This is a genomic window from Glycomyces algeriensis, from assembly GCF_027622855.1.
Lineage (GTDB): Bacteria > Actinomycetota > Actinomycetes > Mycobacteriales > Micromonosporaceae > Glycomyces > Glycomyces algeriensis.
In genome coordinates this window covers 160,227-185,436 of the sequence record NZ_JAPZVR010000008.1, presented here as the reverse complement: position 1 = coordinate 185,436, position 25,210 = coordinate 160,227, and the positions used below count along the sequence as shown (strand labels likewise).

Here is a 25,210-nt window from a genome sequence, read left to right as displayed (position 1 = left end):
GGGGCGGCGGGGGGGGGCCCCCCCCCCCGCCCCGCCGCCGGTCACCGCCTCCGCTCGCCGCATGCTTCCGCCTCCGTACGTCTCAGCCCTTGACCGCGCCCTGCATGATCCCGCTGATCATGTACTTGCCCAAGAGCGCGAACACCGCCAGCAGAGGAAGCGTAGCCAGCATGGTCCCGGTGAGCACCAACGCCTGGTCGGTCACGTACCCGCCGCTGAGCGTCGACAGCGCCACCTGCACAGTCTGCTGCTCCGGGCTCGAGAGCACGATGAGCGGCCAGAAGTAGTCGTTCCACGAGGTCAGGAATGTCAGCACGCCGAGCACCACGGCCGCGGGCCGCGCGGCGGGCAGCACGATCTGCCAGAAGATCCGGAACGTCGAGGCGCCGTCCATCCTGGCCGACTCGATGAGCGACCCCGGCAGGGCGCCCCGCAGGTACTGGGTCATGAAGAAGACCCCGAACGCGCTCACCAGGCCCGGTGCGATGACCGCCCACAGCGTGTCCGTCCATTCCAGCTCGACCATGAGCATGAACAGCGGGATGACGCCCAACTGCACGGGCACCATCATCGTCGCGACCACCGCCAGCAGCAGCACCTTGGCGCCCTTGAACTCGAGCTTCGCGAACGCGAACCCGGCGAGCGTCGAGAAGAACACCACGGACGCGGTCACCGAGACGCTCACGACCGCCGAGTTCCACAGCGCCGTGCCGAACGGCACCGTCGCGAAGACCCGCTCGACGTTCGCCACGAGGTTCGCCCCAGGCAGCACCGGCGGCGGCACCTGGGCCAGCGCCGAGTTGTCGCGGGAGGCGACGACGAAGCTGTAGTACAGCGGGAAGCCCGAGAAGAACAGCACCGCCACCATGGTGAGGTAGGCGAGGCGGCCCGGCTGCTCGCGCAGGGCCCGCATGCGGGCCCGGGCCCGATGGGTCGGCCGGCCCGGCAAGGCTGTGCGGCCGGCCCATCGGGAGTCGGTGTCCGGCGCGGGTGCGGCGGCGAGGTCCGGGCGGGTCATGAAGCGCTCCTGATGCGGCGGATGAACAGGTAGTTGAGGAGGGCGATGACGATGATGACGAGGAACATCGTCCACGCGACCGCGGAGGCGTAGCCGAACTCGAAGCCGCGGTTGAAGCCGTGCTCGTACAGGTAGAGCGTGAGGGTCTGGAACTGCCGGGAGGCGCCGCCGGTGACGCCGTTGGGACCGCCGCCGCCGAACAGCTGCGGCTCGGCGAAGATCTGCAGTCCGTAGATCGTCGAGACGATCACCGTGAACACGATGGTGGGGCGGATCATCGGCACCGTGACGTGGAACAGCTGCTGCATCCGCGACGCGCCGTCCAGGTGCGCGGCCTCGTAGACCTCGCGCGGGACGGCCTGCATCGCGGCGAGGTAGATGAGCGCGTTGTAGCCCGTCCACTTCCACGCCACCATCACCGCGATGGCGATATGTGACGTGGCACTGCCGGTCTGCCAGTCGACGCGCCCGGCCCCGAGCGATTCGAGGACCCAGTTGACGAGCCCGAAGTCGCGGCCGAACAGCTGGCTGAAGATGACGGCGACGGCCACCACGGAGGCCACGTTCGGCAGCAGCATCCCCATGCGCCAGAACGTCTGCCCGCGCAGCCGCAGCGTCAGCAGGTGCGCCAGGAGCAGGGCCGCCAGCAGCTGCGGGACGGTGGCGAGCAGGAGGATGGACAGCGTGTTGCCCAGGGCGTTCCAGAAGTACGGGTCGCTCAGGAGGGTCTGGTAGTTGCCGAGCCCCACGTACGCGTGCTCGTCCGACAGCAGGCTCCAGTCGTGCGCGGACACCCAGGCGGTGTAGCCGAGCGGGAAGAGCCCGAAGACGGCGAACAGCGCGAAGAACGGGGCGATGTACAGGTACGGCGAGGCCTTGAGGTCGAGGCGGTAGCGCAGGTGCATGAAGCGGCGCCGCTCGGGGCGGGGGCGGCCTGCGGCGGGGGAGGAGCGGCCGGCCGGGTCGGCGGCGGGCTTGGCGGCGATGGTCATCGGGTCGCTTTCAGGTCGGCGGGAGCGGGGCCGCGCGGCCCCGCTCCCTCAAGGGGCTAGAACGATTCGAGGTCGCTGACGACCTGGCTCCAGGCCTCTTCAGGCGTCTGGCTGCCGTCCTCGATCCGGCCGAGGCCCTGGCCGATCGTGGCGAGCACGTCGCCCTGGAGCGGTCCCTGGTACTGCGGCTCGACGGCCTGGGCCGCGGCGGTGAAGATCTGCCCGACCGGCGCGTCGTTGAAGTACGCCTTCGTCATCCCGGTGAGCGCCGGGTCCTCGTACAGCGCAGGCGTGGACGGGAAGTTCCCGGTCGACTCGAAGACCTTGAGCTGCTGCTCGGGCGCGGTGAGCCACTCGAGGAACGCGTACGCCTCCTGGGGGTGCTCGCCCGCCGCGGGCAGCACGAGGTGCGAGCCGCCCATGTTCCCGGCGCCGCCCGGCACCGTCGCGATGTCCCACAGCCCGACCGAGTCGGGTGCGTTCGTCTCGATGTAGGAGGTCATCCAGGCCGGGCAGATGATGGTCGCGAAGGTGCCCTCGTTGAACCCGGCGTTCCATTCGGGCGTCCAGGCCTGGAGGCGGTTGGACATGCCCGCCTCGATGGCCTCCACGGTGAGGTCCCACGCCTCGCCGATGGCGGGGTTGGACTCGACGACGAGGTTGTCCTCGCGGTCGTACACGCCCTCGTCGGCCTGCTCGACCATGGCGCGGAACATGTTCCCCGAGGATTCGAAGAAGTAGCCGCCGCCGGTCGCCTCCGAGTACTGGCGGCCCACGTTCACGTAGTCCTCCCAGGACTCGGCCCACAGCGCCGAGACCTCGTCGCGCTCGACCGGGAGGCCGGCCTGCTCGAAGAGGTCGCGGCGGTAGCACATGGCCATGCCGCCGACGTCGGTGCCGAGCCCGATGAGGGCCTCGCCGTCCTTGGAGAGGGCCTGCTGCCACTTCCAGTCCAGCCATTGGCCTTCGAGGTCGGACGCGCCGAGGTCGAGGAGGTTGTGGAAGCGGTCGGGCTGGGCGGTGTACTGGGAGATGTAGCCGACCTCGACGGCCTCGATGTCGGCGGTGCCCGAACCGGTCGCGAGGTGGGTGGTCAGGTTGGTGTGGTGGTCGGCGAACTCGGCGATGCGCTCCTCGAACTCGATCTCGGGGTGCAGCTTCGTGTACTCCTCGTAGAGGGGCCCGAATCCGAAGTCGCCGAACAGGCCGACGCTGAGGGTGATCTTGCCGTCGTCGTCCCCGCCGCCGGAGCATGCGGCGGTCAGCGCGAGCGCCGCCGCGGCGGCACCCGCCATGGCGGCTCGGATCGGTCTGGTGTTCATCGGTGGTTCTCCACTGTGTTCGCTGGGTGGTGAGGGATCCGCTCCCCGCGTCGGTCGCGGGGTGCGGTGGCGGCCTGGCCGCCGGAGCGGCCGGGCCGGGCTTGCAGCAGGCAGAGAGAGCGCTCTCTCAGCCTGGATCGCGGGCCCCTCGGCCATTCGGTGCTTCAGGGCCCGCGAAGTCGTGGTGGTCGCGCGTGCCTTGGTGCGTCACGCGTGACATGTCATATGCCACTGCCGTGGGGGAGTGGCGGGAGGGGGGGGGGCGGGGGGGGGGGGGGCCCGGCCCCCCCCCCGGGACCAGGACGGAGGGGCGCCCCCGGGGGGGGGGGGGGGGGGGGGGGGGCGCGGCGGGCGGCACCGCGCCCCCCCCCCCGCCCTCGGATCAGTGCCGGAAGTGGAACCAGTTGAGGTTGACGAAGTCGTTCGGCTGCCCGCTGGTGAAGGTCAGGTAGACGTCGTGGACGCCGGTGACCCCCGAGACGTTCGCGGGCACCGTCCGCCACTGCTGCCAGCCTCCGGTGTTCGCGATCGCGAACGACCCGATCGGCGCGGAGGTGCGGCTGTCGACCCGGACCTCCACGAGGCCGCTGACGCTGCCGCCGGCCCCGGAGGCCACCCGGGCCACGAAGTCGATCGGCCTTTGCGAGCCGAAGTCGACGTCGTCGAACCGGAGCCAGTCGCCGTTCCCGATCCACGCCACGTTCTGGCCGCCGCCCGTGTCGGCGGTGTTCTCCGTGCCGGTGCCGCTCTGGTCGACGTGCGCCTCGGCCTGGATGGGGCTGTAGGCGTCGATGCCGTCACCGGGCGGGTCGGTCGGGTCGACGGTCGTGGGCGGGTCGGTCGGATTGCCCGTGCCGTCGCCCGCGGCCGTGTACACCCGCACGTAGTCGACGAGCATCGAATGCCCGGGGACCGTGGCCGCGGTGGGCGTGGTCCGCCCGGACACGCCGTCGGGGAAGGCCCCGCCGATCGCCAGGTTCAGCAGGAGGAAGTACCCGGCGTGGTCGGTCATCTGGGCCCACGTGTCCGCCGGCAGGTCGCCCTCGTCGATGGTGTGGAACAGCGTTCCGTCCACGTACCAGCGCAGCTGGCCGGCGGCCCCCGACTCGTCCCACTCCATCCCGTAGGTGTGGAAGCCGCTGTGGCACGAACCGCCGCAGTAGGTCTGCCCGGCGAGCCCGTTGAACTCGTTGCACGGGCCGCCCGGGGCCACGCCGCAGTGGAGCGTCCCGAACGTCCAGTCCAGACCGTTCACGTTCTCCATGAAGTCGATCTCGCCGATGCCCGGCCAGTTCCAGTGGTTGCCGCGGAACGGCGCCCCCATGGACCAGAACGCGGGCCAGTAGCCGAGCGCCGCCTCGCCGGCCACCTGCGGCAGCTGGAGCCGCCCCTCGACCTTGAGCGTCCCGCCCGACGGCGGCTTGAAGTCGGCCCGGACGGTCTCGATCCGCGCCGAGGTCCACTGCCCGGCCGAGTCGCGCAGGGCGGTGATCTCGAGGTTCCCGTTGCCGTCCATGGAGACGTTCGCCGGGCTGTTCGTGTGGGCGGCGATCTCGCCGGTGCCCCAGTTGCCGGGCCCGCCGGGGTAGCCGTGCCCGATGTCGTAGATCCAGTCGGCGGTCGACGGCTGCGATCCGTTCGCGCCGTTGAACTCGTCGGACCAGGCCAGGTTCCAGGCCTGGGCGGCCTCGGGGGACTCCTGGGCGCCGGCGTTCGCGACGGTGAGTCCCGCCGCCGCGATCACCGCGGCGCCCGCGGTGAGGGCGGCGACGACTCGGGCGAGCCTGCGCTTCGTGGATCGGTGCCGGGGAGACCGGGGTGGATGCTGTCGTTCGGAGGTCTGCACTCGTGCCATGACGGCTCCTTTGCCGAGGGTTCGAGATATCGCTCTCTCAGGTCTGATCTGGCTCCAGATCGATCTTGAGAGAGCGCTCTCTCATTCGGTTCAGGATTCATTCCTACCGAACGAATCGGTACATGTCAATGGGTTGTGGCCGAACCGTTACCGGCCGGGCGTCCATCGCCGCCGGTAAGCCCTTGCAGCCCATGGTGAACGGTCACTTCCCGGCGAAGCGACCTCGTGGCTTCAGTGCGGGTCCTCGTCGCCCTCGGCCGCCGGCGGCTGCCGCGCCTCCCGCGAGCGCCGCTGCAGATCGCCCATCCGCGCCTGGCGCTCCTCCCGCAACCGCTCCAGCCGCACCTGCCGCTCCCGCAGCTCCTCGGGCGACTCGGTGCCGCCCAGCATCCGCTTCTCCAGCCACTCCACGTGCTCGGCGTGCGCCGCCGCGTTTATCGCCCGAACATCCTGGTAGGCGCCCCGCAGCGACTCCATCCGCTTGAGCGCGTCATGGCACTGCGCCAGCAGGATCTCGATGTCGGCGTTCTCGGCGGGGTCCGCGTCCGCCCGGCGGGCCTCCAGCCACGCGATGCCCTCCCGCAGCTTCTCGCGGGCCTTGAGGTTGTGCATCGCCAGGTCCTCCACGAGCCGGTCGGTCGTCTCGAGGAAGTTCAGGTGAGGATCGGAGCGGTCGTCGGTGCCCATGGGGGCCGTCCTTCCACGAGGAGGTGCCTCTACCCCCTCTACCATACGGGCGCGGCTACGATCATCCTTCACCGCGCGACCGATTCACCCCTAAAGTCTGAGGCCCAGTGGAACCCATCGAGACCGTCATCGACACGCTCGCCCAGACCCAGGACGCCCCGCCCGTCTGGGTCATGCTCGCCTGCCTGGCCGCCGCGGCCGCCGCCGTCCTCTACACCCCCTTGTGGCGCTGGACCCGCGGCCTGGTCACGATCGCGCACGAAGGCGGGCACGCGCTCATGGCCGTCCTCATGCGCCGCCGCCTCACCGGCATCCGCCTCCACGCCGACACCTCCGGCCTGACCTTCTCCCGCGGCAGGCCCACCGGCTTCGGCGCCGCCATGACCCTCTTCGCCGGCTACATCGCCCCCGCCGCCCTCGGCCTCCTCGCCGCCGCCCTCACCGGCGCCGGACGCATCGTCCTGCTCCTGTGGATCACGGTGGTGCTCTTGGCGGTCATGCTCGTGTTCATCCGCAACTGGTACGGCGCGCTGGCGCTGATCGTCGTCGGCGCGGGCGTCTTCGCCGCCACCTGGTACGGCAACGCGATCGTGCAGACCGTCGCGGCCTACCTCGGGGCGTGGCTCCTGCTGCTCGGGTCCGTGATGCCGGTGCTGGAGCTGGGCTCGCGGCGCCGCCGCCGCAGGCACGGCGCGGGCCAGTCGGACGCCGACCAGCTCGCCGGGATCACCGCGATGCCCGCCGGCGGCTGGATCTTCCTGTTCGCGCTCGCGACGATCGCGTCGGCGCTGTGGGGCACCTCCATGCTGCTGCCCGTCGGGGATTGGCCGTGAGCACTGCTGAATGGATCCGCGCCGCGTAGCGCGTTCCGGTTCAGCGCAGGTGCCGCTTGGTCCTCGCGGTCGGCGCCACCGAGTACGGATCCTCGGGCCACGGGTGCTTGGGGTAGCGGCCGCGCATCTCCTTGCGCACGTCCCGGTAGGGCCCTTCCCAGAACGAGCGGAGGTCGGCGGTCACCGCGAGCGGCCGCCCGGCCGGGCTCAGCAGGTGCAGGAGCACCGGCACGCCCGCGATGCGCGGGGTGTCGACGGCCCCGAACATCTCCTGCAGCTTGACGGCCAGCACCGGGACCTCACCGGTGTAGTCGACGCGGGCCTCGCGGCCGGTGGGCACCGCGAGCGTCTCGGGTGCGGTCTCGTCGATGCCCGCCTGCCACGGCAGGAGGTTCCGCAGCGCCTGCCCGACCGGGATCCGCTCCACATCGGACCTGCGCCGGGCGCGTGACCACCACGGCTCCAGCCAGTCGGTGCCCGCACTGAGCGCGGCGTCCGACACTTCGGCCCACGGCTCCCCGATCGCCCTGCGGCAGAACGCCATGCGGTCGCGCAGCCGCTTGGACTCCTCCGACCAGTGGAGCAGGCCCAGGCCTTCGCGCCGCAGCCCTTCGGCGAGGGCTGCGGCGACCAGTGCCGGATCGGCCTGGCGCAGCGGCTCGGCGGACACCTCGATCGCGCCGAGCGAGCGCACGCGCCGCGCGGCCACGTCGCGGCGCTCGGGGTCCCATTCGACGCGCTCAGTGACGCTGTCGCCCACCAGTTCGCAGGCGAGTTCGCCGTCGATGGGGACGGCCGCGCGGATGATCGCGGCGGCGCGGCCGGGGGAGCGGTCGGCGTCGGCGATGGCGAGCCACGGGCTCCCGGCGAGTGAGGAGCCTTCGGCGGCGACCGCGCCGGTCCCGGCGACGGTGCGCCACTGGCCCGCGGTCACGGCCACGCCGGGCCGGTTCGTCTCGTTCGCCCGGCCCTTGATCGGGGTGAACGCCTGGCCCCCTTGGCGTTTGGCGACCCGTTCGGGGAAGGCGAGCGCGATGACGGTGGCGGCGGCCTCGTCGTCGCCGACCGCGACGCGCCGCGGGGCGGATCCCGATGCGGACGTCCGCGCAGGCCCTCGGCCCTGCGTCGCAGCGGTTCGCTCCTCGGTCGCGCCGTCAGCGCTCCGGGCGCTCGACAAGGCCCGGTTCAGGCGTTTGACCTCGGATTCCCACTGGCGGTCGCGGGTGGTGCGGAGCCGGCGCCACTGGGCGAGGAGGTCGTCGCCTCGCGCGCGGCGGTCGAGGTTGAGGAGCGCGGCGACTTCGGCGGCCTTCTCGGCGCCGACCCGCGTGGCCCCGTCGAGGAGTGCGCGTGCGAGCCGAGGGTGGACGCCCATGCGGGCGAGCGCCCGGCCCCGAGCGGTCGCCGCGCCGTCGTCGTCGACGGCGCCCAGCGAGCGCAGGGTCGCCTCGGCCGCTTCGATCGCGCCGGCGGGCGGTGGCCCCGGCAGGGCCAGGTCTGCGACGGGGGTGCCCCAGCAGGCGGTCTGGAGGCGGAACGCGGTGAGGTCGGAGCAGGCGATGTCAGGGGCGGGCTGGGCGGCGCGGCGGAGGTGCTCGGCTTCGCTCCAGCAGCGCCAGACCGCGCCGGGGCCTTCGCGTCCGGCGCGGCCCGCGCGCTGGTCGGCGGCGGCGCGGGAGGCGTAGGCGGTGGTCAGGCCCGGCAGTCCGCGGGCGTGGTCGATGAGGGGCCGGCGGGCGAGGCCGGCGTCGACCACGATCCGCACGCCGGGGACGGTGAGGCTGGACTCGGCGATGTCGGTGGCGAGGACGATCCGGCGGCGGTGGGGGCTTGCCGTGAGCGCACGGTCCTGTTCGGCCGACGCAACCGAGCCATGCAATTGATATATATCGACTCCGAGGTTTTCGGTAGTCAAGTGCGACAAGCGCTCAGCGACGCGACGAATCTCGGCGGCGCCGGGAAGGAAGACCAGGAGGTCGCCGTCATCGGCGTCCAGGGCGCGTTCGACCGTGTGGGCCACATGGGCGAGGAACCGCGGGTCGACCCGCATGCCGTCAGGGGCGTTGACGCGCTCTCGCGGTGCGGCCCAGTGCATCTGGACGGGGTGGCGCATCGGCTCGGAGCTCACGGCGGGTGCGGGGGCGTCCTCGGTGCCGAGCAGGGCCGTCCAGAGGCCGATGTCGGCGGTCGCGGAGGCGGCGACCAGGCCGAGTTCGGGGCGCAGGAACCGGCGGGTCTCGGCGAGGAACGCGCAGGCGGTGTCGGTCTCGAGGTGGCGCTCGTGGCACTCGTCGAGGACCACGAGGTCGACGCCGGGCAGCTCCGGATCGGCGATCAGCCGGTTGAGGAGGACCCCGGTGGTCACGACCTCCACGCGGGTGGCGGCGGACCGCCGGGACTCGCCCCGGATCTGGTACCCGACGCGCCCGCCGACCTGCTCGCCGAGGATCGCGGCCATGCGCACGGCGGCCGCCCGGGTGGCGAGCCGCCGCGGTTCGGCCACGAGGACGCGGCGCTGTGGCACATCACGTGTCACACGTGACGCGTCACTGCCGTCCGCGGGGATGAGGCCGGCGAGGGCGAGCGGCGCGAGCGTGGTCTTGCCGGTGCCGGGAGGCGCGGCGAGCACCGCGGTTCCGGTGCGGGCCACGGCCTCCACGAGCGCGGGCAGGGCGTCGCGGATCGGCAGGTCGGGCAGCGCGGGCGGTTGCGGCATGCCGACCATTCTCGCCGAGGCCCGTCAGGAGCGGCGACCGGACGAGGTGAGCGGGCGCACCTCGTCCGTGTCGTCGATGGTCCGAGCCGGATCAGCCGGCGGCGACGCCGTCCGGGCAGGACTCGTCGTTGGCCACGTAGCTCAGTTCGATCTCGGTCTCGGAGCCGACCTCGCTGCCGGCCTCGGGATTCTGGAAGAGCACCTCGCAGGTGTCGTACTCGCCGGTCTCGGTGGCGGTGGGGACCGCCGTGACCGAGGTGAAGCCGTCGCCCTCGAGCTCGTCCATGGCGTCGTTGACGTCCCGGCCGGTGTAGTCGTCGATCTCGACGAGGTGGGGGGCGTCCTCGGAGGTCTGCTCGTCGGAGGTCGTCTCCTCGTCCTCGTTGTTGTTGTTGTCCGAGTCGTCCTCTTCGGAGTCGCCGGAGTCGTCGCTGGACTCCTCGGCGACCTCGGTGTTCTCCTCGGTCGCCTCGGCCTGCGAGGTGCCGGCGGTGTCCTCGCCGGCGGTCCTGTCGTCATCGTCGCCGCTGTTGTCCCAGGGCTTCAGGAGGAACAGGGCGATGACGAGCACCGCGATGCCGGCCACGACGACCAGGATCGGACCGGTCGGGTTGCGCTTGGGCTCCTCCGCATCGCGCGGCGGCGGCAGCGGGCGCTCGGGCGGGCCGCCGGCGCCGTACTGGCCGGTCGTGGGGCTGCCGTACTCGTCGCGGTGCACCGGCTGGACCGAGGTGTGGGCGGGCGCGACGCCGGCGGCCATGGCCCCGACCCCGCCCGGCGTCATCACCTGGGTGGACGGCGACTGCTGGAACGATTGCGGCGACTGGCCGGACTGGTAGGGGCTCGGCGCGGGGGCGAGGATCGCCGTCGTGCCGCCGCCCATGCCGCCGGACTTGCAGACCTGCGCGAGCTCGGCGGCCGAGGCGAAGCGCTGGCGGGGGTCCTTCGCCAGGCAGCGCATGATGATCTGGGCGATCGGCGCGGGGACGTCGGGAGGGAGCGGGGCGGGCTGGCCGGTGAGGTGGCCGGCGATCGCGGCGGTCGGCTCGTTGCCCGCGAACGGGGGCCGTCCGGCGAGGCACTCGTAGCCGACGATGCCCAGCGAGTACAGGTCGGTCGCGCCGGTGAGCTGCGAGCCCTGGAGCTGCTCGGGCGAGGCGTAGGCGAGGGTGCCCATGACGGTGCCGGTCTCGGTGAGCCCGGCGCCGCCCTTGGCGGCGGCGATGCCGAAGTCGACGATCTTGACGGTGCCGTCGGAGCCGACGAGCAGGTTCCCCGGCTTGATGTCGCGGTGGATGATGTGCGCCTGGTGGGCGATGTGGAGCGCCTCGGCCGAGGACGCCATAATCTTCAGCGTCTCGTTGGGGGACAGGCGGCCCCGCTCGCGCAGCACGGTGTCGAGCGCCTGTCCGCGCACGAGCTCCATGATGAGGTAGGAGACGAGCCCTTCGGGGGCGTGCTCCTCGCCGTAGTCGTAGAGGCTGACGATCCCGGGGGACTGCAGCTGCGCGACGGCCTGCGCCTCCTGGTGGAAGCGGGCCCGGAACCGGTCGTTGCCGGACAGCCCCGAGTGGAGGAGTTTGACGGCGACCACGCGGTTGAGCCGGGTGTCGGTGCCGCGCCACACCGCGCCCATGCCGCCCGCGGCGAGGCGCTGCTCTAGGCGGTAACGGCCAGCGATCAGGTTCCCGGGTTCCACCCTCGGCCTCGCTTCTGATTAGGGGAGCAGGGGACGTGGGAGAGCTTAGTCGGGACGCGCGAGGGCGCCTGAGGGCGGCCGGGCGCAGCGGGGCGCGTTCAGCACGGCCGCACCGTGTGACATGTGATATGGCACTGCCCGGAGCGGTTCGCGCCCAACAGGACCGGCCCGCCTCACTGCGTGTCGGCGACCGGCTCCAGGGTGAGGCTGATCGAGTTGATGCAGAACCGGGCGTCGTCCGGGTTGTCCCAGCCCTCGCCGTAGAACACGTGGCCGAGGTGCGAGTCGCAGTTGGCGCACCGCACCTCGGTGCGGCGCATGCCGAGGCTGTCGTCCTCGAGGAGCCGCACGCTGTCGCCGGCCATGGGCGTCCAGAAGGAAGGCCACCCGCACCGGGAGTCGAACTTCGTGTCGGAGGCGAACAGCTCGGCGCCGCACGCGCGGCACCGGTAGACGCCCCGGCGCTTCTCGTCGACGTACTCGCCCGTCCACGGCGCCTCGGTGCCGCCTTCGCGCAGCACCTTGTACTCGTCGCGGCTGAGCTGCTCGCGCCATTGCGCGTCGGTCTTGCTGTCCTCGGCCATGCCCTCAAGTGTAGGAGCCGGAGCCCGCGCCGTCTCCTCCCCGCCGGGCCGGGAGCCCCTGCGCGGACGCGAGGAGCCCGAGCGCGCGTCGCCGCTTCGGCGGGCCGCTAGGATCGGGCACATGCGGTACCTCCTAGGCGACTACACCACTGAAGGCGGCCCCGGGCTCATCGTGGCCGGCCCCGACGGACTCGGCGCGGCGGCGGCGGTGGTCAACCCGACGTGGGTCCACGTCGGCCCCGAAGCGGTCTACACCCTCACCCACACCGAACCCGGCTTCGCCGCGGCCTGGCGCCTCGGCGAGGACTTCGCGCTCGACCGGGCCGGCCAGGGCCAGTCCACCGGCGGCGACAACCCCTGCCACGGCACCGTCGACCCGACCGGGCGCTGGCTGCTGGTCGCCAACTACGGCGACGGCGACGGCGGCGGCTCGGTCGCGGTCCTGCCGATCGGCGAGGACGGCACCCTGGGCGAGGCCACCGACGTCTTCAATCTCTCAGGCACCGGCCCGCACGCGGACCGCCAGACCGGCCCGCACGCGCACCAGGTGGTATGTCACATGGGACGCGTCCTGGCCGTCGATCTGGGCGCCGACCGCATCCACGCGTTCGACCTCGGCGAGGACGGCAAGCTCACCCCGGCCGCGGCCACCGCGCTCGAGCCCGGATTCGGGCCGCGCCACCTGGCGTTCGTGGGCGACCGCGCGATCGTGGTGGGAGAGTTGTCGAACGCGGTCGCGGTCGGCACCTTCGACGAGCACTCGGCCGTCTTCGCCTTCGGCGACCCGGTGCCCCTGCCGAGCGGCGAGGTCGCCGACTTCGCGGCCCTGCCGGACATCGGCCTCGAAGAGGACGCGCCGCAGCCGCTCCCGGCGGCCGTGGTCCCCGACCCCGAGCGCGGCCTCGTGTACGTCACGGTGCGGGGGAGCGACCAGGTCGCCGTCATCGACCCGGCCGACGGTGCGCTCGTGCGCACGGTGCCCGTGGGCGGGGCCTGGCCCCGCGACGCCGTGCTCACCGGCGACGGGACGCTGCTCGTGGCCTGCCAGCACTCCGGCCAGGTCATGCGGGTCGATCCGTCGGGCGCGTCCGAGCCGGCGACCGAATGGACGGTCCCGGGCGTCACCTGCGTGGCTCCGCTCACATAAACGCTTCCCACCAGGAAAATTTGCGCCTGCTGCAAAATTTCTTCATTTGCATCTTGTGAACGTGAGCAACTCCCACTAGGGTTGCTCCTATGGCCGACCAGTCTGGACTCCGCGAACGCAAGAAGGCCGCCACCAAGGCGGCCCTCAGCGACGCCACGCTCCGCCTGGCCGTGAGCAAAGGCGGCCTCGACGCGGTCACCGCGGACGAGATCGCCGCCGAGGTCGGGGTCTCCACCCGCACCTTCCACAACTACTTCCCGAACAAGGAAGCGGCCTTCCTCCACGACTTCAACGAGGTCACCGGGGAGTTCATCGCCGCCGTACGCGACCGCGCCGCGCAGCAGCCCGTGTGGGACGCCCTGCGCGACGCCTGCGTCGGCATGCGCATGGACGAGCGGTTCGACATCGCCCAGATGCAGTGCCGCGAAGAGCTCATCCACAGCTCGCCCGAGCTCATCAAGGTCCAGGCCGGCCAGTTCATGGAGCTGTTCGCCGAACTCCTCGGGATCGTCGCCGAGGCCACCGGGCGCAGCACCGACCACCCGTACCCCCGCCTCGTGCTGGGCAGCGCCCTGGTCACCATGAAGATCTCCAACGAGGACTGGTTCGCCAACCCCCGCGGACGCACCCTCGCCGAAGCCATCACCCAGGCGTTCGCGCAGATGGAGGCCGGCATCGCCCGGCCCCTCCCCGAGGGCCCCGAACCAGACGCATAACCACACCCCATAGCTGCAACACACCAGGAAACCCGCCGTCGACGACGCCGGCGAACACCACCCGAGCCGACCGGCCCCGCCGCCGCACACCCAATAGGCGTCGAAGGTCACGTCGCTCAAAGGCATTGCCGTGCAACGGCACTGCTTGAAAGCGACCGACCCTCGAACGCCACGAGGCGGCGGAGCCGGACGGTGAACCCTTGTAAGGAGCACCCAGCGTGGCCACCTTCCTCTACCGCCTCGGCAGAGGGTCCTACCGACTGCGATGGCTCGTCCTCGCCGTCTGGATCCTCATCGTCGGCGGCGTCGGCGCAGCAGCGGCGACCATGCAGCAGGAGACGAACCCCGAGTTCGTCCTGCCCGGCACCGAATCCCAGGAGGCCTTCGACCTCCTCGAAGACCGCTTCCCCGACGCGAACGCCGACGGCGGCACCGCGCAGATCGTGTTCGAGTCCGAGAACGGCGAACCGCTCACCGCGGAGGCCAACAAGGCCGTCATCGACGACCTCGCGGCCACCATGGCCGACTCGCCGCAGATCGCCTCGGTCACCAGCCCCTTCGCCACCGACGAGGCCGGCAACCCGATCGGCATGATCGCCGCCGACGGCCAGACCATCGCCGTCATGCAGGTCGCCTACGCCGAGCCCGCCATGGAGCTCGACGAGGGCACCATCGCCTACCTCGAAGACGCCATCGCCGACACCGAGGACGCGGGCGTCCGCGTCGAGGTCGGCGGCGACGTCCTCCAGCCGATGCCCGAGACCGGCACGACCGAGCTCATCGGCATCGGCGTCGCGCTCGTCGTCCTCGTGATCACCTTCGGCGCCCTCCTCGCGGCGGGCCTGCCGATCATCACCGCCGTGCTCGGCGTCATGCTCACCACCGCGGGCATCCTCGCCGCGACCTCCTTCATGAACGTCAGCGAGTCCACCGGCACGCTGGCCTCCATGATCGGCCTCGCCGTCGGCATCGACTACGCGCTGTTCATCCTCTCCCGCTACCGCAACGAACTCGCCGCGGACGGCCGCGTCGAGGACAAGCGCGCCCGCGCCGAGGCCATGGGCCGCGCCGTCGGCACCGCCGGCTCCGCCGTGTTCTTCGCCGGCCTCACCGTCGTGATCGCGCTCCTGGGCCTGTCGGTCGTGAACATCCCGTTCCTGACCGAGATGGCCGTGGCCGCCGCCGTCACCGTCGTCATCGCCGTGCTCATCGCCGTCACCCTGCTCCCGGCCTTCGCCGGGTTCACCGGGAAGCGCATCTTCACCAAGCGGCAGCGCCGCCGCATCGCCGAAGGCCTTCACGACGCCAAGCCCAACGGCGGCAAGCGCTGGGCCGGGTTCATCACCCGCCACCCGATCCTGGTCGCCCTCGTCGGCATCGTCGGCCTCGGCACGCTCGCCTACCCGGCGCTCGACCTCGAACTGGGCCTCCCCGACGCCGGCACCTCCGGCACGGAGACCACCCAGCGCCAGGCGTACGACCTCATCAGCGAGGGCTTCGGTGCGGGCTTCAACGGCCAGCTCATCATCGTCGGCGACCTCGAAGACGGCGTCGACGCGATGACCGCCGCGCAGGACATCACCGCAGAGCTGAACGACATCGACGGCATCGCCGTCGTCGGCCAGGCGTTCCCGAACGCCGACCTGGACACCGTCATGGTCACCGTCATCCCGGAGACCGGACCGTCCGACCACGCCACCAACGAACTCGTGCACGAGATCCGCGGCTTCCTCGCCGACGACACCGACGCGAACTGGGCCGTCACCGGCGCCACCGCACTGAACATCGACATCTCCGACAACCTCAACGACGCGCTGCTGCCGTACATGCTCATCGTCGTCGGCCTCGCGGCGCTCATCCTGCTGCTGGTGTTCCGCTCGATCCTCGTGCCGATCATGGCCACGCTCGGCTTCATGCTCAGCGTGTTCGCCGCCCTCGGCGCCCTCGTCGCGGTCTTCCAGTGGGGCTGGGGCGCAGAGCTGTTCAACGTCGACCAGCCCGGCCCGATCATGTCGATGATGCCGATCCTCATGATCGGCCTCGTCTTCGGCCTCGCGATGGACTACCAGATCTTCCTGGTCACCCGCGTCCGCGAAGCCTACGTGCACGGCGCCGACCCGAAGCGGGCCATCGTGGAGGGCTACGGCCACTCCTCGCGGGTCGTGGTCGCCGCCGCGCTCATCATGATCAGCGTCTTCGCGGCGTTCATCTTCAGCGGTGAAGCGCTCATCGCCTCGATGGGCTTCGCGCTGGCCGCCGCCGTCATCTTCGACGCGTTCGTGGTCCGCATGGCGATCATCCCCGCGATCATGGCCCTCATCGGCCGCGGCTCGTGGTGGATCCCCAAGTGGCTCGACCGGATCCTCCCGAACGTGGACGTCGAAGGGGACAAGCTCCAGGAGCACCTCACCAAGGACGCCCCGAGCGAAGACGAGCGCGAGCTCGTCGGAGCGTCCAAGTAGCCGATGCCCGAAGGGGACCGGGCCAACCCCCGGCCCGGTCCCTCTCCGGCACTCGGTGAACGGGGGGACCCATGACGGTCTTCTTCTGGGCGATGCTCATCCTCATCGGCATGGTGGTCGCGGACTTCTTCGCACCCGTGCTTCCGAGCGCGACGCTCGTGACCGCCGCCGCCGGGCTCGTCTTCGGCAACCCGCTCCTCATCGGCGTGCTGCTCGTCGGCGCCGCCGTCGCCTCCTGGCTCGGCGAGTTCCTGGGCTACCGGCTGTTCCGGGCCCTGCGCGCGGGCCTCGCCCGCCGCAGTCCCCGCGCCGTCCGCGGCCTCGTGACCGGCACGGTCGTGAAACTCGAGACGCTCCTGCAGCGCACCATCAGCGACCACCCCTACCGGACGACGATGGTGGCGCGGTTCCTGCCCGCCGGGCGCACCGCGCTGGCGTGGGCGGCGGCCGGCACCGCCAAGCCGCCGTACGCGCGCATGGCCGCCCTCGGCGGGGTCCTGTGGGCCGTGTACTCGGTCGGGCTGGGGCTGGCGATCGCGTGGATCGCCGGACCGGGGCTGCAGTCGCTCGTCGGCTCGGTCGTCACCATGCTGGCGATGGGGCTCTTCCTCGGCTGGCTCGCCCGCCGGTGGCAGCGCACCCACCCCGACCAGCCCGCCGACACCGCAGTCGTACTCGCGATCGCGGCCCCGCCGGTGGCACTCGAGGCGCCGGCGCCCGCCGGTGAAACGGACGACGCGGGCGGAAGGACGGCACGCGCCGCCTGAAAACACAGTGACATATCACGTGTCACATTCCAAAAGGGCCTGTCCAGGTCCGGCGAGGCCTTCGCCGGCACCGCGGACGGGCCCTTCCGGCGTTTTTCGGGGCATTGCGATGTGCCAATATCCCGCCCGATCACCATTTGTCGCTGATCTGACATTTCCTCGCGTTTGGTGTCCTTTGCGGACCGGTACCCTAAGGCCTGTACCAGGATCCCGGACACGACGGGTGGGTGTCGGCAGGGACTTGCGAAGGTGACACAGGTGGGAGTCCATGATCCGCGTACTCGTCCAGCACGACCAATGCCTCTGGCGCACGGCATTGCGCCGAGGACTGTCCGGCGAGCAGGGCATCGCCCTCATCGACGACACTGACCGCGATGAGGACCCGCTGGCCGCCGCACTGCGACTGCAGCCCGACGTACTCGTCCACGACACCGGTTTACTGCCTCCCGAACGCGCCGAAGCGCTCTGCGCGGCCCTGCCCGAAATGAGCGTGCTCCTCCTCGTCGACCCCACCCGCACCGCGGGGCTCTCCGAGGACCTCACGCGGCTCGTGCCGCGCGTCGGGTTCATGACCACCGAGGCGACCTTCGAGCAGCTCATCGACGCGATCCACCGCCTCACCGACGGCGAGGTCGTGATCGACGGATCGATCGCGCTGGCGGCCATGCGGGCCCGCCGCAACCCGCTCACCAAGCGGGAGCGGGAGGTCCTGAGCCACGTCGGGACGGGCGCCACGACGCGCGAGATCGCCGAGCTGCTGTTCCTGCGGGTGGAGACGGTCCGCAACTACCTGTCGAACGCCATCCACAAGTCGGGGGCGCGCAGCCGGATCGACGCGGTCCGCATCGCTCAGGAGGCGGGCTGGATCTGACCTGCTGCGACGCGATCGTCGGTCGCCTTGGGCGGCAACGGGTCCCGCGCGTCCAGATGATCGTCGGCTCCCCAGTGCGCCAGCAGGCTCCGGTACAGCGCTGACGTGCCCCGCAGGTGCGCGTGGTCGCCGATGATCGCGCTGTCACCGTCGAGGACGAGCAGCCGGCGGGCCCGCATCGCGGAGCTCGCGCGGTGAGCGATGACGACGAGGGTGCCGCGGGCGGCGAAGGCCGCCTCAGCGCGGGCCTCGGCGGCGGGGTCGAGATGGCAGGTGGCCTCGTCGAGGACCGCGATCGGGGCGGGGGAGCGGTAGGCGCGGGCGAGCGCGATGAGCTGGCGCTCCCCGGCCGAGAGTCGGCGCGGGTCGAGGACCGCGTCGAGGCCGCCGAGCCGGTCGACGAGGTTCGCGGCGCCGACAGCGGCGGCCGCGGTGGTGAGTTCGGCGTCGGTGGCGTCCGGATCGAGGTAGTTCAGGTTGGCGCGCGCGGTGCCGGTGAAGACGTAGGCCTCCTGGGGGATGAGCACGCGGCGCTGGGCGAGCTCGGCCGCGGTGAAGGCGTCGGCTTCGGTGCGGCCGTAGACGACTGTGCCCGCGTCGGGTCGCAGGAGCCCGCAGAGCAGTGCGGCCAGGGTGGATTTGCCGATGCCGCTGGGGCCGATGATCGCGAGGTGGTCGCCTGCGGGGACGGTGAGGTCGAGGTCGTCGACGGCCGGTGCGGCGTGCGGGCCGTAGGCGAAGGTCAGGCCGCGGGCGGCGAGGGCGGGTGGCTGGTCGTCGGGGGAAAGGTCGGGTTCGTCCTTTCCCCGGAGTCGGGTGTGTCCGAACTGGAGCGCCCCCGATGCAATGGTGCCGGAAGGGTCTGACGGTTCGGGATGGTGCGTGCCCCGCGGTCGGGCGGGTTGGACCGCGGCGCCGCCCGGCTCGGACGCGGCGCGGGAGTGCGGCGGTGCGGCGGCGGCCGGGGGTGTTCGCGGAGTCTCGGAGGGGAGGTCAATGAGGTCGGTAGCGGGTCCCGTTTCATCGCTGGGGTTGGAGGCGGGTCTGGTGGCGTCGAGGGAGGCGATGGCAGTGGCGCGGGTGCCTGTGCCGCCGATGGGGTCAGCGGTGGCCACTATTGCGACGGGCTGGTTCGCGGCGGTGGGGTGAGGGCTTGCGCCATCGCGGGGAGCGGTGGTGCCCGTGCCGTCTCCGGGGCCACCGGCGATGCTCGCGGCTTCGAGTGGGCTTGCGGAGGCAGTGCTATTGCCGCCGTTGAGGATGCGGCTCAGGGCGACGCACAGGCGCAGGCCGCTGTTGCCGAGGCCGGAGACCAGAGTGTTGAGAGCGGGCTGGATGCCGGTGAGGACGTAGAGCAGCGCTCCGGTGAGCGCGCCGGCGGTGAGGCCGCGGTCGGCGAGCCATGGCGCGGCGGCGAGGACCGCCAGCAGTGGCAGCCATCCGCCCACTGCGAAGCACACGGCGCGCAGCGCCGCCGCTCCGGCTAGGGCCCGCTCGGCGGCGGCGAGACGCGCGATTGGTCCGGCGGTGAACGCCTCGCCGTATGTTTCGCCGCCGCAGCCCGCAAGGTCGGTCGCGGCGGCCGCGACCTGGCCGATGTGCTCGGCCATGCTCTCGTCGGCTTCGGCTGCGCGCCAGTGCCGTGCGGCGGCGAAGCCGATTGTGGCGATGAAGGCGAAGAGCCCCAGCAGGAACGGCGGCAGCACGAACAGCGCGAGGCGCGGATCGAGCGCGAGGAGGCCTACGGAGACGCCGACTGCGGTGACGAGGCATCCGCGGACGGCGAGCACCACACCCGCGTACGAGTCGCGAGCGATCTCGACCTGTCGGGCGAGGCGGGAGACGGCTCCCGAGTCGGGTCGACCGGCGACTGAGGTACGTAGCGCGTGACATATCACATGGCGCACCAAGCGGTCCCGGAACGGCTCCACTGTGGCGCCGAGGGTGGCGTAGAGCCCGCGGGTGCCGAACGCACCGATGGCCGCGGCGGCCATGAGTCCGCCGAGCCAGGCGGCGCCGGTCCAGGGGCGCCCGGCGAGGAACCCGTCGTCGAGGGCGCGGGCGATCATGAGCCCGAACAGCGCGGTCGGGAGTGTTTCGGGGATGGACCACAGGAAGAGTGCGAGGAGCGCTCTCGGGCGCAGTCCGGAAGCGGCGTAACGCAGGAGGACCCTCATGACGTGGCCGCCGAGTGATGTGAGCGGGGTGAGCAGTGTGAACGGCGCGAGGAGTGATGCGTGATATGCCACTGCGTTGTCGGATGGTTCGCCCGGTGCATTGCCCAGGGGCGTGAACTGCGGTGGCGGTGGCGGAGGTTCGCATGAGCTGTTGGGATGACCGGTCCTCGAGCGCGGGTATGCCGGTTCGCAATCGCCCGCGCGACGATCGCGCGCGGGCGTGGCAGTGCGGGGGTGACCGACCCCCGGGGTCGGGAGCGTCGTGCGATGGGCCCCCGATACAAGGGTGCATTGAGGGACCGACAATCCTTGGCGATGGCGATGGCGATGGCGATGGCGATGGCGATGGCGATGGCGATGGCGATGGCGATGGCGATGGCGATGGCGATGGCGATGGCGATGGCGATGGCGATGGCGATGGCGATGGCGATGGCGATGGCGACGGCGACGGCGACGGCGTGAGGTGTCGTGCCGGGTGGCTGCACTGTCGCAGCGAGGCCCGGGTGCTGGTCTCGGGTCATTGGTGGAAGACCTCCCGGTAGTCGGGATCCGTCCACAGGGTTCGATGCGAACTCACTGCGCGCACCTTGCCCGCCTCCAGCCACACCACCAGATCCGCCTGGGCCGCGACTCGGACCTGGTGCGTCACAACGAGCCTCGTCCGGCCGCTCGCGGCCAGGGCTTCGGCGATCCGCAGTTCGCTGACCGCGTCGAGGGCGGCGGTCGCGTCGTCCAGCACCAGCAGCCGTTCGGCGCGCCACGCGCGGGCGAGACCGATCCGCTGGGCTTCCCCGCCCGACATCGGGACCCGCTCCAGCGGCGTGTCGTAGCCGTCCGGGAGGCGTTCGGCGAAGCCGTCCGCGCCGACCGCCGCCGCCGCGGCCATGACCGCTTCCCGCGGCCTGCCAGGGCCCATCGCGTCGGCGAGGGTCGCTCCGGCGAGCGCCGGTCGTTCCGACGCGACACCAACGGCGTCCCGCAATGCCTCGGCCGACAAGGCGGGCAACGGGACCCCGTCCAACCGCACCTCGCCGCAGTCGGGGTCGCGCAGCCGAGCAGCCACCGCCGCGAGCACCGATTTCCCTGACCCGGATGCGCCCACGACTGCCGCGACCGCGCCGCCCGGGACCGTGAACGCGACGTCTTCGAGGATCGGTCCTGCCGGGCCTTGCACGGTCACCGCGCGCAGTTCGAGCAGGCCGCGGGTCGTAGGGACCTCGGCCGGATCAGCGGGCGAGGTGACGATGCGCGGCCCGGTCGGTGCGCCAGAGGGAGCGGCGCTCCGCAAGCCGGTCGGCGTGAACGCCGGTGCGGCGGTGGATGATCGGTCGGCGTTCGCAACACTGGGCGCCGGAGGAGCGTGGGCGGTGCCGGGCCGTGCCGCCTCGCCGTTATCGTGCGTCGCGTTCGGCAGTGTCCGGTCGCCGTACTCGAGCATCGGCACGGCATGGACCTCGCTGAGCCGCGCCACCGCCGCCTTCGCCCGGGCGAGGACGCCGACCACCCCGGTCAGTGAGCCCAGGCCCGCGCCGAGCATCGCGTACTGGCCTGCCGCCAGCACCTCGCCCGCGCTCAGCCGCCCTTGCCCGACGAGGAACCCGGCGACCGCCAGCACGCCGACCGTCGCCAGTGGACCGGCGAACGCCGCCCGCGCTCCGGCCGCCGACAGGGCCCGCCAGCTCGCTCTCCCGTGCACGGCGAGTTCGGGGAGATCGGAGAGGACGCGCTCGGTCTCGGCGTCGACCGTGCCCGCGGCCGCGATGGTGCGCCTGCCGCCGATCGACTCGGTCAGCCGCGCCGCCATCGTCCCCTGCACGCGCTGGTACCCCATCGCGGCGGCGGCGGTCTCCTTCGCGAAGAGCCGCAGCACCATCGCCACAAGGGCCAGGCCGGCCGCGAACGCGACCGCGAGCGTCCAGTCGAGCCACAGCAGCATCGCCAGCGCGCCCACGGGCGGCAGTGTCGCGGCGAGTGCGCCGATGACGCCGGGGCCGGCTTGGGCGGCGTCCGCTGCGCCGGCCGAGGTGCGGGCGACGAGGTCGCCGGTGTCGAATTCGCGGATGCGGTGGGGGATGCCGAGCATGCGTCGGACGAGGCCTTGGCGCAGCCATGCCGCCGCGTCTGCCGTGCAGGTGGTCTCGGTGAAGGCGTCGACGAGGTCGCATGCGACGCCGAGGAGGATGAGCGCCGCCGCGATCCATGTCCAGGTGTGGGCGCCGTGGCCCGCGACTGCGCTGTCGACCGCGTTCGCGAGTGCCAGTGGCAGTGCGAGCAGGCTCAGGGTCCCGGCGAGCGCGGAGGCGCCCAGTAGGGGGAGTGTGCGGCGGGAGCGGCGCACGACGGTGCCGAGTGCGAGTGCGGGGGTGGCCATGGGCGGCTCCGTTCATCGACCTCGGCCCCGGTCGGCAGTGCGCCGTCCGGGGCCGAGGTTCAGGATCGGCTAGTGGCAGAGCAGGATGCTCAGGCTGCTGGTGCCGCCGCAGAGGGTGGCGCTCAGGTTGGAGGGGCAGGAGTGCCCGCTGTTGCTGCTGCCGGCCGTGTTGAGCTCGTTGTTGCCTTCCATGCCTTGCAGGTCGAGGAGAGCCATGTTCGTGTCCTTTCGTCGTTCTTACTGGGAAACTGGGTTCACCTGCGCGCGAGGCGCGGGCGTCTGCGGGGCAGCGGAGCTGCCGATCAGCGGGAGCCCCGCGTGGGGGCCCGCTTGGAGTGCCGCGGCGAGGGCGAGCAGGACGCCCGCGCTGCCGGTGGCGAGGTCCATGGAGAGCCGGAGGAGCCCGGTGCCGGGGAACGCCATGCCGTCCGCGTAGGGGAGGGCGTGCCAGGCGAGCGCCCGGGCCTGGTCGCGCACGGCCGGGTCGGTGGCCGGGTCCGGGCTGCGTCCGGCGAGGTACAGGAGGATGCCGGCGCGGCCGGTGAACAGCCCCGGGAGGATGTACATGGGGGAGCGGGCGGCGAGGGCGAGCTGCGCGGAGGCCTCGGCGAATGCGGTGTCGGGGCGGCGGGCGAGGTAGGCGTCGAGGGCGGTGGCGAGGCCGACGCTGCCGGCCTCGAGGTAGGGCATGGTGCGCCAGCCTTCGTCGATCTCGCGGGAGCCGTTGGAGCGGACGACGCTGCGGCGGAGGTCGGCGCGGAGGCCGGTCGCGGCGGCGTCGAGGTAGCCGGTGTCGCCGGTGGTGTCGAAGGCGCGCATGAGGAGCGTGGCGCGTCCGGCGCCGCCGCGCATGAGTCCGGCCCAGGGTTCGCGGCCGCCGCTGCGGGGTTCGCCGGCGGTCTCGGCTTCGAGCCGGTCGGCGACGAGGCCCGCGCAGGCCAGGCCGGTCTCGGTGAGGTCGGGTTCGCCGCGTGCGGCGCCCAGGTGGAGCAGGTTGAGGCCGATGCCGGTGAGGCCGCCGAACAGGTCGCCGCCGAGGGACTTCCAGTCTTCGCTGAGGACGACGTCCACTGTGTCGAGTGCGGCCTGGTGGTGCCCGAGTCGGTCGAGGGTGAAGGCGGCGCCGCAGAGGCCGTCGTAGAGGCCGAGGCGTGAGCCGGGGGCCGGGCTGGTGGCGCGCTGCAGGAGCCAGTCCTCGAACCGCTCGAACCGTCCTGCGCCCGAAGCGTCCAGGGCGTGCAGGACGCCGGCGGCGCCGAAGGCGAGGCCGAGCCCGCCGGATTCGAACTGCTGCACGTCGCCGGGGAAGAGCCGGTCGTCGCGTTCGGGGGTGGCGCTGGCGACGATGGCGCGGGTGATGGCGTCGCGCACGGCGGGCCAGTCGTCGGGTTCGGTGCTCGGCGCTTCGTAGGCGTACTCGGGCGGGGCGATGAGGTCCACGGCGTCGTCGAGCCAGCCGTCGGGGACGGGGAACCGCTCGCGGATGATCTGCGCGAAGTGGCGGGCTTTGAGCCGGTGGAGGCCGAGGAGGTTCGTCATCGGCAGGAACAGGGCGAGTTTCATGCAGGCGAGGGAGTACCGGTCGGCGGCGGCCCCGGTGAGGGAGCGCGGGGCGGCGAAGCCCTGGTTGCCCAGGCCCGCACGGCGTTCGGCGTCGACCTCGCCGGCGACCTCGAAGTCGAGGAGGCAGGCGCGCCCGTCGGGGCGGACCATGACGTTGAACAGGTGGAGGTCGCCGTAGGAGAGGCCGCGCTCGTGGATCTGCGCGACGACGGCGGCGATCTGGTCGTGCACGTCGACGGCCCAGGCGGTGAACCGGGCGTACTCCTCGGCGGTCGCGTCGGCGTCGACGAGCGGGTAGCGGGTGACGACGGCCTTGCTCAGGACCTCGCCCTCGACGTACTCCATGGCGAGGAACCGGTGCTCGCCGAGCCAGAACACGCCGCGGGACTCGGGCACGCCCGGGATGCCGGCGAGGCGCTCCAGCACCTGGTGCTCGTGCTCGACGCGGGCGACCGCGTCGGCGCCCCAGGCGTCGAGGCCGGCGTGCGGGCGTCCTTCCTTCAGGACCGCCTGCCGGCCGTCGCGGTCGCGGGCGAGGTAGATGCCGCCGCCGTTGGAGAAGTGGAGGACCCGTTCGATCGTGTAGGGGATCTCGTCGACCTTGACGGCGCTGCGGGCTTCCAGGTGGGGCGCGAGGAAGGCGGGGAGCTCGACCCAGTCGGGGATGTGGAACACCGGGTCGCGGCGGTCGGCCACGAGGCGGCCCTCGCCGTCGAGCAGGGCCGGGACGACCGCGCCGCGGGCGTCGGTCGTGTACCGGTTCGCGAAGGCGCCGTAGCGGACGTGCAGCGGGCCCTTGCCCCAGCGCAGGTCGCTGAGGATGTAGGGCCCCTCCTCGCCGTCGAGGATCGCTCCCAATTCGGTGAGGATGCGCTCGCACTCCTCGTCGGAGCCCGGGTAGATCGTGACGAGCTTTCCCGAGTAGCCGCGGGGCGCGTACTTCGACACGCGCACCAGCAGGGCCGAGGACGAGCGCAGGAACTTGAACTGGACACCTCGCGGCACGCAGTAGTCCCAGACCGCCGCGAGCACCCGCTCCGCGCCGTCCATGGTCGCCGAGGCGTGGATCTTCCAGCCCTGCTGCGGTAGCGCGGTGTCGTCGCGGCGCATGGTCAGCCAGTCGTCGGACTCCGAGCGGCGCCAGCCTTTCGGGAGCTCCCGCTCGGCGACGTCGAACGACCGGCCGGCCGTCTCGGCCGAGTACATCGCGTCGTAGAAGGCCGGGTCGGCCATGGTGAACGCCGCGTACCTGTCGTCCATTGCCGGAACCTCCTTGAGCCGCAGCCGATGTGCTGCACCTCATCCTGCAAGGTTCCAATCGTCCGAACCACCCTGTTTCATCACGGATAGTGCCGTGAATAACCCACACGGCCCGCCCCGGTTCGGCGGGACCCCTTGCCGTGCCGGGACGGCATTGATAGCGTCTGCCA

19 protein-coding genes are annotated in these 25,210 nt (G+C 72.0%); 7 read left to right on the top strand and 12 right to left on the bottom strand.

The window, feature by feature from the left end; translation table 11 throughout:
* Window positions 1-82: 82 nt before the first annotated feature.
* The 5 genes from O2L52_RS16700 to O2L52_RS16680 form a co-directional block, all read right to left on the bottom strand.
* Window positions 83-1,018 carry a carbohydrate ABC transporter permease gene (locus O2L52_RS16700; protein WP_270116882.1) on the bottom strand — a complete coding sequence of 312 codons (936 nt, stop codon included), beginning with the start codon at window positions 1,016-1,018 and terminating at the stop codon, window positions 83-85.
* Window positions 1,015-2,010, bottom strand: a complete 996-nt coding sequence (locus tag O2L52_RS16695) for a carbohydrate ABC transporter permease (protein WP_270116880.1) — start codon at window positions 2,008-2,010, stop codon at window positions 1,015-1,017. Before O2L52_RS16695 ends, O2L52_RS16700 begins: the two co-directional genes overlap by 4 nt.
* 56 nt (window positions 2,011-2,066) lie before the next feature.
* The gene (locus tag O2L52_RS16690) at window positions 2,067-3,332 is read right to left on the bottom strand and encodes an ABC transporter substrate-binding protein (RefSeq protein WP_270116879.1); all 1,266 of its coding nucleotides are present in this window, start codon (window positions 3,330-3,332) and stop codon (window positions 2,067-2,069) included.
* Between the two features lie 382 nt (window positions 3,333-3,714).
* Window positions 3,715-5,187, bottom strand: coding sequence for a glycoside hydrolase family 16 protein (locus O2L52_RS16685; protein WP_270116878.1), 1,473 nt, complete (start codon window positions 5,185-5,187; stop codon window positions 3,715-3,717).
* A 231-nt stretch (window positions 5,188-5,418) separates the two neighbouring features.
* Window positions 5,419-5,874 (bottom strand): hypothetical protein, encoded by a 456-nt coding sequence (locus tag O2L52_RS16680; protein ID WP_270116877.1) that lies wholly within the window; start codon window positions 5,872-5,874, stop codon window positions 5,419-5,421.
* Window positions 5,875-5,981: 107 nt separating this feature from the next.
* Between O2L52_RS16680 and O2L52_RS16675 the strand changes: the two genes are divergently transcribed.
* Window positions 5,982-6,707, top strand: a complete 726-nt coding sequence (locus O2L52_RS16675) for a M50 family metallopeptidase (RefSeq protein ID WP_270116876.1) — start codon at window positions 5,982-5,984, stop codon at window positions 6,705-6,707.
* A gap of 40 nt (window positions 6,708-6,747) precedes the next feature.
* Here the strand turns inward: O2L52_RS16675 and hrpB are convergent, their stop codons facing one another.
* The 3 genes from hrpB to msrB all read right to left on the bottom strand — a co-directional run bounded on the left by hrpB (window position 6,748) and on the right by msrB (window position 11,706).
* Window positions 6,748-9,423, bottom strand: a complete 2,676-nt coding sequence (gene hrpB, locus O2L52_RS16670) for an ATP-dependent helicase HrpB (protein WP_270116875.1) — start codon at window positions 9,421-9,423, stop codon at window positions 6,748-6,750.
* A 91-nt stretch (window positions 9,424-9,514) separates the two neighbouring features.
* Window positions 9,515-11,122, bottom strand: coding sequence for a serine/threonine protein kinase (locus O2L52_RS16665; protein ID WP_270116874.1), 1,608 nt, complete (start codon window positions 11,120-11,122; stop codon window positions 9,515-9,517).
* 173 nt (window positions 11,123-11,295) lie between these two features.
* Window positions 11,296-11,706, bottom strand: coding sequence for a peptide-methionine (R)-S-oxide reductase MsrB (msrB, locus tag O2L52_RS16660; protein ID WP_270116873.1), 411 nt, complete (start codon window positions 11,704-11,706; stop codon window positions 11,296-11,298).
* 121 nt (window positions 11,707-11,827) lie between these two features.
* On the opposite strand from msrB, the gene O2L52_RS16655 reads away from it, so the two are divergent.
* From O2L52_RS16655 to O2L52_RS16635, 5 genes are all read left to right on the top strand, one after another.
* Window positions 11,828-12,853, top strand: a complete 1,026-nt coding sequence (locus O2L52_RS16655) for a lactonase family protein (RefSeq protein ID WP_270116872.1) — start codon at window positions 11,828-11,830, stop codon at window positions 12,851-12,853.
* 89 nt (window positions 12,854-12,942) lie between these two features.
* Window positions 12,943-13,569 carry an acyl-CoA-like ligand-binding transcription factor gene (locus O2L52_RS16650; protein WP_270116871.1) on the top strand — a complete coding sequence of 209 codons (627 nt, stop codon included), beginning with the start codon at window positions 12,943-12,945 and terminating at the stop codon, window positions 13,567-13,569.
* Between the two features lie 218 nt (window positions 13,570-13,787).
* The gene (locus O2L52_RS16645; protein WP_270116870.1) at window positions 13,788-16,031 is read left to right on the top strand and encodes an MMPL family transporter; all 2,244 of its coding nucleotides are present in this window, start codon (window positions 13,788-13,790) and stop codon (window positions 16,029-16,031) included.
* A gap of 71 nt (window positions 16,032-16,102) precedes the next feature.
* Window positions 16,103-16,798, top strand: a complete 696-nt coding sequence (locus O2L52_RS16640) for a DedA family protein (protein WP_270116869.1) — start codon at window positions 16,103-16,105, stop codon at window positions 16,796-16,798.
* A gap of 268 nt (window positions 16,799-17,066) precedes the next feature.
* On the top strand, window positions 17,067-17,669 hold the full coding sequence (locus O2L52_RS16635; protein WP_270116867.1) for a response regulator transcription factor: 603 nt from the start codon (window positions 17,067-17,069) through the stop codon (window positions 17,667-17,669).
* On the opposite strand, the gene O2L52_RS16630 is transcribed toward O2L52_RS16635, so the two are convergent.
* Entirely contained in the window at window positions 17,648-19,918 is a 2,271-nt protein-coding gene (locus tag O2L52_RS16630; protein WP_270116866.1) for an ATP-binding cassette domain-containing protein, read from the bottom strand. The two genes, O2L52_RS16635 and O2L52_RS16630, sit on opposite strands and share 22 nt — an antisense overlap.
* 243 nt (window positions 19,919-20,161) lie before the next feature.
* Between O2L52_RS16630 and O2L52_RS16625 the strand changes: the two genes are divergently transcribed.
* Window positions 20,162-20,308 carry a hypothetical protein gene (locus O2L52_RS16625; RefSeq protein WP_270116865.1) on the top strand — a complete coding sequence of 49 codons (147 nt, stop codon included), beginning with the start codon at window positions 20,162-20,164 and terminating at the stop codon, window positions 20,306-20,308.
* Between the two features lie 55 nt (window positions 20,309-20,363).
* Here the strand turns inward: O2L52_RS16625 and O2L52_RS16620 are convergent, their stop codons facing one another.
* The 3 genes from O2L52_RS16620 to lanKC form a co-directional block, all read right to left on the bottom strand.
* Window positions 20,364-22,217: an ATP-binding cassette domain-containing protein gene (locus O2L52_RS16620; protein ID WP_270116864.1), complete on the bottom strand. Its 1,854-nt coding sequence runs from the start codon at window positions 22,215-22,217 to the stop codon at window positions 20,364-20,366.
* 69 nt (window positions 22,218-22,286) lie between these two features.
* Entirely contained in the window at window positions 22,287-22,433 is a 147-nt protein-coding gene (locus O2L52_RS16615) for a SapB/AmfS family lanthipeptide (protein ID WP_270116863.1), read from the bottom strand.
* 21 nt (window positions 22,434-22,454) lie between these two features.
* Complete coding sequence (lanKC, locus tag O2L52_RS16610) at window positions 22,455-25,040, bottom strand: class III lanthionine synthetase LanKC (RefSeq protein WP_270116862.1); 2,586 nt, start codon at window positions 25,038-25,040, stop codon at window positions 22,455-22,457.
* Window positions 25,041-25,210 lie beyond the last annotated feature (170 nt).